The 12,316-nt window shown below is 72.2% G+C and carries 11 protein-coding genes; 6 read left to right on the plus strand and 5 right to left on the minus strand.

All coding sequences use genetic code 11. The annotated features are described in order from the left end of the window. From ABD236_RS07220 to ABD236_RS07240, 5 genes are all read left to right on the plus strand, one after another. A partial coding sequence (locus ABD236_RS07220) for a lasso peptide isopeptide bond-forming cyclase (protein WP_344071453.1) occupies positions 1-1,710 on the plus strand: 1,710 nt, incomplete at its 5' end. A 25-nt stretch (positions 1,711-1,735) separates the two neighbouring features. Continuing rightward, on the plus strand, positions 1,736-1,990 hold the full coding sequence (locus ABD236_RS07225; RefSeq protein ID WP_344071455.1) for a lasso peptide biosynthesis PqqD family chaperone: 255 nt from the start codon (positions 1,736-1,738) through the stop codon (positions 1,988-1,990). Beyond that, positions 1,987-2,421, plus strand: coding sequence for a lasso peptide biosynthesis B2 protein (locus ABD236_RS07230; RefSeq protein WP_344071457.1), 435 nt, complete (start codon positions 1,987-1,989; stop codon positions 2,419-2,421). Before ABD236_RS07225 ends, ABD236_RS07230 begins: the two co-directional genes overlap by 4 nt. Then, positions 2,418-4,298, plus strand: coding sequence for an ABC transporter ATP-binding protein (locus ABD236_RS07235; protein ID WP_344071459.1), 1,881 nt, complete (start codon positions 2,418-2,420; stop codon positions 4,296-4,298). The genes ABD236_RS07230 and ABD236_RS07235 overlap by 4 nt, the downstream gene beginning before the upstream one ends. 271 nt (positions 4,299-4,569) lie before the next feature. Beyond that, on the plus strand, positions 4,570-6,360 hold the full coding sequence (locus ABD236_RS07240) for a hypothetical protein (protein ID WP_344071461.1): 1,791 nt from the start codon (positions 4,570-4,572) through the stop codon (positions 6,358-6,360). On the opposite strand, the gene ABD236_RS07245 is transcribed toward ABD236_RS07240, so the two are convergent. Further along, positions 6,357-6,782 (minus strand): MarR family winged helix-turn-helix transcriptional regulator, encoded by a 426-nt coding sequence (locus ABD236_RS07245; RefSeq protein ID WP_344071464.1) that lies wholly within the window; start codon positions 6,780-6,782, stop codon positions 6,357-6,359. The two genes, ABD236_RS07240 and ABD236_RS07245, sit on opposite strands and share 4 nt — an antisense overlap. A 178-nt stretch (positions 6,783-6,960) precedes the next feature. Here ABD236_RS07245 and eno point away from each other — a divergent pair, with 178 nt between their 5' ends. Beyond that, positions 6,961-8,277, plus strand: coding sequence for a phosphopyruvate hydratase (gene eno, locus ABD236_RS07250; protein WP_344071466.1), 1,317 nt, complete (start codon positions 6,961-6,963; stop codon positions 8,275-8,277). A gap of 117 nt (positions 8,278-8,394) precedes the next feature. On the opposite strand, the gene ABD236_RS07255 is transcribed toward eno, so the two are convergent. The 4 genes from ABD236_RS07255 to ABD236_RS07270 all read right to left on the minus strand — a co-directional run bounded on the left by ABD236_RS07255 (position 8,395) and on the right by ABD236_RS07270 (position 12,076). Beyond that, complete coding sequence (locus tag ABD236_RS07255) at positions 8,395-10,131, minus strand: MFS transporter (protein ID WP_344071468.1); 1,737 nt, start codon at positions 10,129-10,131, stop codon at positions 8,395-8,397. Positions 10,132-10,212: 81 nt separating this feature from the next. Beyond that, entirely contained in the window at positions 10,213-10,872 is a 660-nt protein-coding gene (locus ABD236_RS07260; RefSeq protein WP_344071470.1) for a 4'-phosphopantetheinyl transferase family protein, read from the minus strand. Further along, a complete protein-coding gene (locus ABD236_RS07265) occupies positions 10,869-11,099 on the minus strand; it encodes an acyl carrier protein (RefSeq protein WP_344071472.1) in 231 nt (76 codons plus the stop codon). The genes ABD236_RS07260 and ABD236_RS07265 overlap by 4 nt, the downstream gene beginning before the upstream one ends. Positions 11,100-11,215: 116 nt before the next feature. Continuing rightward, positions 11,216-12,076: a class-II aminoacyl-tRNA synthetase family protein gene (locus tag ABD236_RS07270; RefSeq protein ID WP_344071473.1), complete on the minus strand. Its 861-nt coding sequence runs from the start codon at positions 12,074-12,076 to the stop codon at positions 11,216-11,218. Positions 12,077-12,316: the final 240 nt, after the last annotated feature.

A 12,316-nucleotide genomic window follows, 5' to 3' on the forward strand; every position in this document is an offset into this window, starting at 1 on the left:
CGGCTGCGGGCCGTCGACCGCACCCTGCGGCGCCTGCTCGGCGACGAGGCGGTGGCCTCGCCGGAGGTCGGTTGCTGCCCCCTCGACGTCCCCCGACTGCGCCGCCACGCCGCCCAGTTGCGCGACCTGACCCAGCTCGACGCCCTCGCCCGCTCCACCGCCGGCAGCTTCCACCTGGTGGCCGCGCTCGACGGCCGCCTCCGCGTCCAGGGCACCGCCTCCGGACTGCGGCTCGTCTTCCACGCGGAGATCGGCGGTGTACGCGTCGCCGCCACCCGGGCCGACATCCTCGCCACCGCCCTCGGCCGGGAACCGGACGTGGAGCAGGTGGCGGTGAGGCTGCTCTGGCCGGTCCCCCATCCCCTGCAGGAGGCACCGCTGTGGAAGGGCGTGAGCGCGGTGTCCCCGCAGGACGCCCTGGTCGTCGCGGCGGACGGCCGGTCGACCCGCCACTCGCGCTGGTGGACCCTGCCCGAGCCGGTGCGGGCGCTCGCCGCCGGCGCGGCCCTGGCGCGCGACGCGCTCGCCGACGCCGTCCAGGCCCGTACCCAGCAGGGCGGCACGGTCAGCTGCGATCTGTCGGGAGGGCTGGACTCCACGTCCATCTGCTTCCTCGCCGACCGCTCGCCCGCCCACGTCGTGGCCAGCACCTGGCCCGGACGCGACCCCGCCGACACCGATCTGCACTGGGCCCGGCAAGCGGCCCACTTCATGCCGGACGTCGAACACGTCGTCTGGGCCGCCGACGCCTCCCCACTCGTCTACACCGACCTGCTCACCATCGACGACCTGCTCGACGAGCCGACCATCGGCGTCATGGACCGCTCCCGGGTACTGCACCATCTGCCCGCCATGGCCGAGCGGGGCAGCCGTCTGCATCTGACGGGCATCGGCGGCGACCATGTGGCCTGGTGCTCCGAGGCGTACTACCACCGCCTGCTGCGCACCCGTCCGCTGTTCGCCGTGCGCCAGCTCCGCGGCTTCCGCGCCCTGTGGCAGTGGCCGCTCGGCGGCATGTCCCGCGCCCTGAGCGACTCCCGGCCGTACGGCGAGTGGCTGGCGGACTCCGCCGGACGGCTGCGCGGTCCCCTGCCCACCACCGTCAGCGGCGCACTCGGCTGGGGCGGGGAACCACGCCTGTTCGACTGGGTGACACCCGAAGGGGAGCGACTGGCCGCGCGGGCGCTGCGCGACGCCGCCCAGGACGCGCGGCCCCTGCACCGCGACCGCGGACTGCACGCCGACCTGGAACAGATCCGCTCCTGCACCCGCATCATCCGCCAGTGGGACGCCATGGCGGCCAGGGCCGGGGTCCCGATGGCGTCACCGTTCCTGGACGACCGGGTCATCGAGGCGTTCCTCTCGGTCCGGCCCAGTGACCGCGTGTCGCCCTGGCAGTACAAACCCCTGCTGGCCGCGGCGATGCGGGACGTCGTCCCGCAGGTGTGTCTGCGGCGCAGCAACAAGGCGGCGGCCTCCATGGACGCCTCCAACGGGCTGCGCGAGCACCAGGCCGATCTCCTGGCGCTGTGGGAGGACTCCCGCCTTGAACGCCTCGGCCTGGTGGACGGCGACGCGCTGCGCGATCTCGCCCAGCGCCCCGCCACGCCCGGACTGCGGCAGGCCATCCTCTACTCCACGATCGCCGCCGAGGTGTGGCTGCGCGGTCTGCCGCACGCCGCGAAGGCCGGGGCCACCACCTCTCTCTGACCCCTGAGCGAAAGGTAGACAGACCATGGCACTGCGGTTCGCCGCCGACATCTCCACCGCGCAGACCGACTACGGAACCGTCCTGCTCGATGAACGCAGCGGCCAGTACTGGGAGTTGAACCCCACCGCCACGCTGATCGTCGAGGTGCTGCTCGCCGGGAAGGACGAGGCCGCGGCCACGGACGCGGTCGTCGCCGAGTTCGACATCGACCGCGAGCGGGCCCAGCAGGACGTCACCCAGCTGATCGCCGAACTCCGCGTGTCGGGACTCGCCGCATGACCACACCCAGCGCGCTGGAGCGCCCCGCCGACGTGCCCTTCCTCCGCAAGGCCGGCGCGCGGCTGGTCCTGCTTCCCGCCCTCGCGCTCTGCCTGCTGCCGCCACGGCGTGTCCGCGCCGTCCTGAAACTGGTGCGCCGAGGCGCCGCGCCCGCGTCGGCGGCCCAGGCGAAGAACGCCCGCGACGCGATGTGCGCGGTGAGCCTGCGCTGCGCCGGTCCGCGCGGCTGTCTGCCCCGCTCGCTGGGCGCCGCGCTGCTGTGCCGACTCGGCGGCAGCTGGCCCACCTGGTGCACGGGCGCACGTGTGGTACCGCCGTTCACCGCCCATGCCTGGATCGAGGCCGAGGGCCGCCCGGTCGACGAAGGAGTGCCCGACGACTACTTCACCCGGCTGATCGCGATCGCCCCGGTGAGCCGGCCCACCCGATGACCCTCCCCCAGGGACAGCCTTGCGACCGTACGACCCGGGGCGCGATCGCCACCATGTTCCGGCTCACCGCCGGACACCGGGGCGCCATGGCCGTCGCCACGGCGATGACCCTGGTGGGCTCCGCCCTGGGGCTGGCCCAGCCACTCGTCGCCAAGCGCATCGTGGACGCGAGCGGCGCCGACCGCGCGTTCTGGTCGACGCTGACGCTCCTGGGCGTCCTGTTCATCCTCGAAGCGATCACCGGAGCCCTGGGCCGGTTCCTGCTGGAGCGGATGGGCGAGGGCATCGTGTGCCGACTGCGGCACGGCCTGGTCCGCCATCTGCTCCGGCTGGAGATGAGGGAGTACGACCGACACCGCACCGGCGACCTCATCTCCCGCGTCACGGCCGACACCACCCTGCTGCGGGAAGTGGTGTCGCAGGCACTGGTCGACCTGGGTACGGGAGCCGTCGCGGCCACGGGCGCGATCGCCCTCATGATGTGGCTGGACCCGCTGCTGCTGCTCCTGGTCACCATGACGGTGGCCGGCGCCGCAGTGGTCGTCGCGTCCCTGCTCAAAGGCATCAGAGCCGCGTCCGAACACATGCAGAACTCGGTCGGCGCCATCGCCGCCGAGCTGGAGCGGGCCCTGGGCGCCCTGCCGATGGTCCGGGTGCACCGGGCGGAGGAGCGCGAGGCGGCACGGATCGGCGAGCGCGTCGACCAGGCGTACAGGGCCGGGGTACGGACCGCTCAGCTGGCCTCGGTGATGAGCCCTGCCGTCGAACTGGCCGTCCAGGGCTCCTTTCTGCTGGTCCTGGTCATCGGCGGCCTGCGGGTCAACGGCCACGCCGGCTCGCTCGGCGACCTGGTCGCCTTCCTGCTCTACGCCTCCTACCTGGTCCTGCCCTTGTCCTCGGTCTTCCGGGCGGTGGGCCTGATCCAGCGTGGGATGGGTGCCTACCAGCGGGTGGCGGAGGCGCAGGGCCTTGCGACGGAGCCGAGCCACACGGCGACGGACACGGCCGCCTCGCCCCTTCGGTGCGCGCCCCAGCTCGCGAGCCCGGCACCGCCGCGGCCCCCGGCAGCGGCCCTGGACCTACGAGACGTCCACTTCGGCTACCAACCGGACCGGCCCGTGCTGCGCGGCGTGTCGTTCAGCGTTCCGCACGGCCGGCAGGTCGCGCTGGTCGGCCGCTCGGGGGCGGGCAAGAGCACGCTCTTCGCGCTGGTGGCACGGTTCTACGAACCGGATGCGGGAACCCTCCTGTTCGACGGCCGTTCCACGGCGGAGCTGAGCCGTGACCACTGCCGGGCGCGTATCGCCGTGGTCGACCAGAACACCCATGTCGTCCATGGTTCCCTGCGCGACAACATCACGTACGCCGTACCGCACGCCGACGAGAGCGAGGTGCGCCGCGTCGTCGAACTCGCCCAACTGGAGGACGTCGTACGGCGCCTGCCCGGCGGTCTGTCCGGCGTACTCGGCGAGCGCGGCGCGACCCTCTCGGCGGGGGAACGCCAACGCGTGGCCCTGGCCCGCGCGTTGCTCGCCCGCCCTTCCCTGCTGCTCCTCGACGAACCGACGTCACACCTCGACGCGATCAACGAGGCGGCACTCACCGCGGTGATGCGGGAGGCCGCCCAGGAGTGCGCCCTGCTGGTCATCGCGCACCGGCTGTCCACGGTCCAACACGCGGACCGGATCGTCGTCCTGGAGGACGGCCGGGTGACCGCGTGCGGCCGCCACACGGAACTCCTCACGGCCAGCCCAGCCTACCGCAGGCTGGCCGCCGGGCAGATGCTCACAGGTGGGGTCGGCCTGCCTCCGGTCGCGCGCGACGGCATGTCGCGCGGCCAATGCTCGGGGTGTCGCACACTGCCGCCTCGACCTTAACCGCCTGTACCGGGCACCTCGCCCTCGCCGACGTCCTCGTTGCCCGACGAGGGTCGGCGAGGGCGTACGCATGGCCGGCGTACGGCAGGAACAAGCCCATGTGCCGGTCTCCTTGAGGCCGTTCTTCGCCGTTTCGCCGGAAGAGCGGGGACAGCGCGGGCCGGGTGCTGATCTGATTCGCCCATCAGTTCGCTTGCCGCGGGCTCACCCCGTGGCACCCGGCCGCCCGAGGGGCCGTCGAACGGCCCGGCGGGCAGAGGAGAGGGCAGGTATGCGCAAGGCTGGACGGCCCCAGGGACGGCTGAAGGGCGACACGGCGGAGGCCAATGCCCTGGCCCGGTTCGTGCGTGACATCACGGCCGGGCGTTCGGTCAGGGCACTCGCTCAGAGGTACCGGCTCGGCAAGACCACATGGAGCGAGTACCGCTCGGCGGAGAAGGTCATCCCGTGGCACTGGCTGGAACTCCTCGTCCAGGACCTGCCGGTGGATCCCCATGCTCGCTCCGAGCTGCTGGCCCTGGCCGGTGACCTGCACAGAGCGGCCACGGAGGCAGCCGTGAACAGCGCGCGGCGGACCCCGGAAAACAGAACCGGTGCCGGGTCTTGGCTGCGCCGGCACCACGCCCCCACCGCGCTCGTGCGAACCGGAGCGGACGTGTCCGAGCCGCCGCATGAAGTCGCCCGCTCGCCCGAGGCCGCCGTCCCAGAGGTCCTCCCGGCCCGTATCGTCCGACTGGACGCGGCCTCCGACACCGCCTCCTTTGTACGTGGCGAAGTACTCGACGCGGCGGACACACCCCACTCCAACGGTGTGGTCGTTCTGCGGATGGAGCCTCCGAAACCCGTCCCTCACTCGCGGCGACGCATCCTCGCGTTGCCTCCAGGCGGAACAGCCCCGTCATCTGTACGGCGGCGGCGCGTGAAGGCAGGCCCCGCCCTGGCCGTCGCGCTGCTTCTGGTGGCCGTCGGCGTACTTCTGGGGGTTCGCCTTGGCGCACCGGCGACCAGCGACTGGTCCGATGAGCCCGGCACCTCCGACTCCGTGGCGCGGCCACAGGGCGGGCCCACACCTTCGTCGCAGGCCCCGCCGCCCTCCGTGGCGCGGTCGCCGGAGCCCGTGACTCCACCCGCCTCGCCGCCTGTTTCCCCGTCCGCCGCGCAGCCGCCGACGCCGGAGGAGGGCCGGCACGAGCGCGGCCCCGCTTCCGCGAGCCTCCCGCAGAAGCAGGAGGCCCCAGCATCGACCGGCGATCAGACCGTACCGGCCGCTCCCTCTGGCACTCTCTACGCCATCGCCCCTGATCACCGCAGCGTCCGGCAGTGGCGGGGGGACGGGGACGCCTGGAGCCGGATAGGTGGACCCGCCGACCGGATTCTCGCCGGGAAGGCGGGGTTGTTCGCCGTGGACGCCGACAGCAAACGGCTGCTCGGCTATCTGGGCGCACCGGGGAAGTGGGCCCCGGTCAGCGAGCCCGCCGCGGAGTTCGCCATCAGCGGTGACCAGCTCTACCGCATAGCCCCGGACCACAGCGCGGTCCAGCGGTGGAACGGGACCGGAACCACATGGACCACCGTCGGCGGCCCGGCCAGCCACCTGTACGGGGGCGGCGCGGGCCTCTTCGCCACCCACCCGGGCGACGGCCGTATCTACCGCTACGACAGTGCCACCGGCTTCTGGCCCTATGTGGGCAACGCCGGTGCGGACTTCGCGGTGACCGACCGCCATCTGTACGGCCTCACCCCCGACCGGAGTGAGGTGTTCCAGTGGAACGGGGGCGCGAGTTCCGCATGGTTCCGCGTCGGCGGGTCCGCGATGTCACTCCACGCGAGCCCGAACCAGGTCTTCGCCATCAGCTCCGATCACGGCAGGCTCCTGCGCTACACCGACACCCCGGAATCCTGGACCCCTGCCAGCGAGGCGGGAGCCGAATTCACCATGACCGCCCACCATGTGTTCCGGTTGTCCCCCGACCGCGGCGCGGTCTTCCAGGGGACCACACAGGACCCTGGGAGCTGGACACGGATCGGAGGTCCCGCTGCCGCGTTGGTGGCCAGTCCCTAGTAACGCGTGGCCAGCCGCTCCAGCAACCCCGCACTCCGCGCCAGCAACGCCCGCTCCTCGTCGGTGAGTTCCGCCTCGATGGCCTGCGCCAGCCAGCCCACGCGCCGCCCGCGCTCCGCTTCGAGCGCGGCGCGGCCCGCGTCCGACAGCTCGACCAGGGACTTGCGGCCGTCCGTGGGGTGGGCCCGGCGGGTGATCAGGTCCTGCTCCATCAGCAGCCCCACCGCGCGAGCCATCGACTGGGGGCGTACGCGCTGGTCGGTGGCGAGGTCGCTGGTGGTCATGGCGCCGTGGCGATCCAGCGCGCCGAGCACGGCGACCTGGCCCAGCGGGATGCGGTCCTCGTGTGTGACGCGCCGGGTGAGCTTGCCCATCGCGGTACGCAGTTCGGCGGCGATGGCGGCGGCTTCCGAGGAGGGCATAGCGCATTTTACCCCGTTGCTCAGCAAAGCTGCGCACCCGACCTGTACAGCAATGCTACACAGCAATACTGAACAGCGAAACTGTGCAGCATTGCTGTATGGTCTGCGCTGTCGGGCTCAGCGCCAGCGTTGTCGCAGCCGGGGCCACGGCGCACACGACAACGGGAAGGACCTCCCCATGTCCGCACAGGCAGTCGAACCCACCAAGAACACCGACGCCACCATCGAGAACGTCGCCGCCCGCCGGATCATCGACAGCCGGGGCAACCCCACGGTCGAGGTCGACGTCGTCCTGACGGACGGGTCCCTGGGGCGCGCGGCCGTCCCCTCCGGCGCCTCCACCGGCGCCCGGGAAGCCGTGGAACTGCGCGACGGTGACGCCGCGCGCTGGCACGGCAAGGGCGTCGACCGCGCGGTGGCGCACGTCAACGGAGAGATAGCGGCGTCCGTACGGGGCCGGGACGCGGCGGACCAGGCGGGTCTCGACGCCCTGCTGGTCGGCCTGGACGGCACCGCCACGAAGTCCCGGCTCGGCGCCAACGCGATCCTCGGCGTCTCCCTCGCCACCGCCAAGGCCGCCGCGGCGGCCCACCGCCTGCCTCTCTACCGCTACCTCGGCGGCGCCGAGGCCCATCTCCTGCCGCTGCCGATGATGAACATCGTCAACGGCGGCGCCCACGCCGACAATCCGCTGGACTTCCAGGAGTTCATGATCGCGCCGGTGGGCGCGGACACCTTCGCCGAAGCGGTCCGTATGGGCAGCGAGGTCTTCCACACCCTGCGCCGCGACCTGCTGGCGGCCGGGCACTCCACGGGCGTCGGCGACGAGGGCGGCTTCGCCCCCGCGCTGCGTACCGCCGAGGAGGCGCTCGACTTCGTCATGGCCGCCATCGAGCGCACGGGCTACCGCCCCGGCACGGACATCGGTCTGATCATGGACCCGGCGTCGTCGGAGTTCTTCCGCGACGGGGTGTACGACTACAAGGGCGAGGGCGTGCGCCGGACCCCCTCCGAGAACGCCGACTACCTGGCCAAGCTGATCGACGCCTACCCGATCGTCTCCATCGAGGACCCGATGGCGGAGAACGACCTGGACGGCTGGCGCGAGCTGACCGCCCGCGTCGGCGACCGCTGCCAGCTCACCGGCGACGATGTGTTCTGCACCAACGAGACGCTGCTGCGCGAGGGCATCCGTACCGGCGTCGGCAACTCGGTCCTGGTCAAGGTCAACCAGATCGGCACCCTGACCGAGGCACTGGGCACGGTGGCCACCGCCCACCGGGCGGGCTGGACGGCCGTCATGTCGCACCGCTCGGGCGAGACGGAGGACACCACCATCGCGGACCTGGCGGTGGCGACCGGCTGCGGCCAGATCAAGACCGGTTCGCTCTCCCGCTCCGACCGCACGGCCAAGTACAACCAGCTGATCCGCATCGAGGAGGAACTGGGCGACTCGGCGCGCTTCGCGGGCCGCTCGGCACTGCGCCGCGCGTGAGCGAGGGGTAGGGACAGCGGGTAGGGACAAGGGCAGGGACAAAACGCAAGCGGGCCCCAGGTCGACCGGGGGCCCGCATGCGTGGCTAGCTTCTCGGGCTCTGCCGCCCGGCCCGGCTCACAGCACAGCCGTGGCCAGCGACAGATCCACCGTCACCGGGCCCGCCCCGCCGTGGTGGGTGGCCGACGACTCCAGGGGCGCGTGGCCGGTGGCCGTCGCGGTCAGGACGTACGCGCCGCCCTGCGGCACCGGCACCGCGTAGCGGCCGCTCTCGTCGGTGCGGGCCGAGCCCGCCTCGCGGCCGTGGCCGTCGATCAGGGTGACGTGGGCGTGCGCGACGGGTACGCCGGTCGCGCCGACGACCCGGCCGTGGAAGGCGGCCAGCGCCTCCGTGGCCCGCTCCAGCGCCGCGTCCTCCTCGCTGCTCGCCCGGAGCTGCGGCTTGGCGGCGGGGCGGCCCTTGGGCAGGAACACGGCGAACACCAGCCCGCCGGCCACCGCGGCCGTCGCGATCAGGAACGAGACGCGGAAGCCGTGCATGGTCGGGAGCGCGACGGGTCCGAAGTCCTTCGAGGTGTTGGCCAGCACCATGCCGATGACGGCACTGGACACCGATGTGCCGATCGAGCGCATCAGGGTGTTGAGGCCGTTGGCCGCGCCCGTCTCGGACGGGTCGACCGCGCCGACGATGAGCGCGGGAAGCGAGGAGTAGGCGAGGCCGATGCCCGCGCCGACGACGACCGAGACGACGATGGTCTGCCAGGCCGCGCTCATCAGACCGAGCCCCGCCCCGTAACCGACCGCGATGATGAGCATGCCGAGGATGAGGGTGGTCTTCGGGCCGTACTTGGCCGAGAGGCGGGCGTAGACCGGAGCGGTCAGCATCATCGTCAGACCGAGCGGCGCCACGCACAGACCCGCCACGACCATCGACTGGCCGAGGCCGTACCCGGTGGCCGACGGCAGCTGGAGCAGCTGCGGGAGCACCAGCGAGATGGCGTAGAAGGCGACGCCGACCATCATCGAGGCGAGGTTGGTGAGCAGCACCTCGCGCCGCGCGGTGGTGCGCAGGTTCACCAGCGGCGCCTTGACGCGCAGTTCCATCACACCCCACAGCACGAGGACCAGGACCGCCGCGCCGAGCAGACCGAGCGTGGTGGTCGAACTCCAGCCCCAGTCGCTGCCCTTGGTGATCGGGAGCAGGAGGAGGATCAGGCCCGCGGAGAGACCGAGCGCGCCGAACACGTCGAAGGTGCCCTCCGCCTTGACCTTGCTCTCCGGTACGAAGACGAGAGTGAGCGCGATGGCCAGCGTGCCGAGGCCGGCGGAGCCGAAGAACAGGGTGTGCCAGTCGGTGTGCTGGGCGACCAGGGCCGCGAGCGGCAGCGCGAGTCCTCCGCCGACGCCTATGGAGGAGCTCATCAGGGCCATCGCCGAGCCGAGCTTCTCGCGGGGCAGCTCGTCGCGCATCAGGCCGATGCCGAGCGGGATGGCGCCCATGGCGAAGCCCTGGAGGGCACGCCCGACGATCATGACGAGGAGTTCGCTGGTGAAGCCGGCGATCAGCGAGCCGACCACCATGATGGCGAGGCTGGTCAGGAGCATGCGGCGCTTGCCGTACAAGTCCCCGAGCCGGCCCATGATCGGGGTGGCGACGGCGCCGGCGAGCAGCGTCGAGGTCATGACCCAGGTGGCGTTCGAGGCAGAGGTGCTGAGCAGCTCCGGCAGGTCCTTGATGACGGGCACGAGCAGCGTCTGCATCACCGCGACGGTGATACCGGCGAAAGCGAGTACGGGGACGACACCGCGTATACCGCGCTGGGCGGCCTGCTGGTCGGTCGTCGGCTGGGGCATTACGGGGCCTCCGGGGGCGGGACGAGGTCGGCGGCGGCACCTGGGCTGGGTACGTGTGAACAAACCCGTTTCCCCAGGCGACTATTCCGGTGGGCTCCCGCAATTCCCGTACACGCGTGAATCTTGACCTTGATGGGGAACGCTTGACCTTCTGATTGCCCAGTCCATGGTCGTCGCCGGTCCGGTGCTCGCCAGGGCCGCCACCGCTCCGCGCCCGCGGTCCGTCCACTCGATGAGGTGGGCGGGGTCCCGGCGCCCGGCCTTGAAGAGTGCCTCGCGCCGCACCCAGGCCCGCAGCAGGGCCCCGCCGTCGCACGGGTCCTCGTCCGGGAACAGCCGGCGGACCACCGGCAGGGGTGCGGGGCGGCGGTCGCGGGGCTCCACGTCGATGCCGAGCGCGCCCGCTCCGGCCGCGGCCGCGACCACACCGTCGGCGTGGCTGAGGCTGACTCCGATGTGCGGGAGCCCGGGCAGATACGGGCGGCCGTGCTCGGCTCCGCCGCACTGCGCGCAGTACTGCGCCAACTCGACCGCGCCCGGCGCACTGTCGGTCACACGTGCCACGCACAGCCGCAGCAGCAGACGCGCCGCCAGCACGTCGTCACGGCGGCGCGGCAGCCGGACGCGTGCGAGGCGCCGGAGTTCCCACGGGGCGAGCAGGTCCTCGGCCAGATCCGGGTGGGCGAGGACCTCTGCGGTGGTCGCCACCGTGGCGGTCACCGGGGTGGGCGTCGCGGTCACCCGGTGGCGCTCAGGAAGCGCTCCTGGACCCGGTTCAGCGTGCGGAAGTCGTCGATGGTGACGTCGTCCAGATCGATGGAACTGCCGGAGATCTCCTCCAGGAGGTCGATGAACTCCAGGAAGTCCATCGAGTCGATCAGCCGGGCCTCGATCAGGTCCTCGTCGGTGTCGATCGGCCCCTCGAGACCGGGGTTCTTCTCACGGAGCCAGGAAGTGACACGGTCCATGGTGCGGTGGTGCTCCTTGCGTTGTACGGGTTGTGTTGCACGGGTCGCGTTGTACGGGAAAGGGCAGGCGGTCCGGTCGCGTGCGGGCCGTCGTCCGGTGTCCGCGCGCGAGGACGTCAGGCCGGAACCGCCGCACGCAGGCGGTCCAGCGCCCGCGCCGGAGTGCCGTGGGTGAGGATCAGCGCGTGCACCCAGCGTTCGAGGCCGAAGGCGACGCAGGCGCTGTAGGCCGGGCCGTGGGAGCCCGCGCGGATGCCGAGCCGTTCGCCGAAGAAGTTGCGGTGCCGGTTGACGGAGGCGATGGCCGTGCCGTCGGGGGCGCTGAACTCGTGTTTGACGGGGTCGAGCGCCATGAGCCGGGCCCGGGAGCCGCCCTTGTCGTAGAAGGGGTCGTCGGCGGTGGCCCGGGTCAGCTCCAGGCCGAGCCGCCCGGCGGCCTCCTGGATGAACTCCTCACCCCGCGCGAGGTGTTCGTAGGCGCCCTGCCGGGTGCCGAGGTAGAGCACCTCGCGCATATGGAAGCCCCACAGGCGGCGGAGCCCGTCGTAGTGGGTCTCGTTGCGGAAGCAGCGGCCGCTCGCCGAGAGCCGCAGTCCGTCCTCGCCCACGTCACGCCCCTCGAGGGAGAGGAGCAGCCCGTAGCAGGTGGCGGAGGGCAGCAGATATCCGGTCGGCTCCAGCGGCAGGCTCTCCGGCGACTCGCCGACCGCGAGGCCGTCGAGGGCGTCCGAGGTGAACCGGCCTGCGGACACGCCGAGATGAGGGAAGTTGCGGAAGTAGTCGAGGCGGGTCAGCCCGGCGGCGGGCAGCAGCGGCGGGCCCACCGTCTCGGGTGCGGCCACCGCCGTGGCGAGGCCGGTGAGCAGCTCGTCGAGCCCGCGCAGCAGGGCGGTGTGGACCGGATCCAGCGTGACCAGTCCGGCACCGGGGCTCTTCAGAAGGCCGTCGGGCAGGACCGTGGTGCTGGGTGTGCTCAAGGAAACCGTCCCCTCTCGGCATGGCGGATTCGGTCAAGGGCGCGGCGGGACGGGCTGGTCGGGCCCGACTGGAGGAGGTGGGCCCCCGACGTCGTCAGGACGGCCCGGTTCTCCCCGCCCGCGGTCGCCGTCGACCGGGGCGCGGCGCGGAGACCGGCTGGGTTCCGTGGCCGCGCAAGGCCGACGTTAAGCCAGCCGCCCCTGAATGTCTAGACCAATCTGGTGGAACTTACGGGCACT

This window comes from Streptomyces crystallinus (assembly GCF_039521265.1).
GTDB classification, from domain to species: domain Bacteria; phylum Actinomycetota; class Actinomycetes; order Streptomycetales; family Streptomycetaceae; genus Streptomyces; species Streptomyces crystallinus.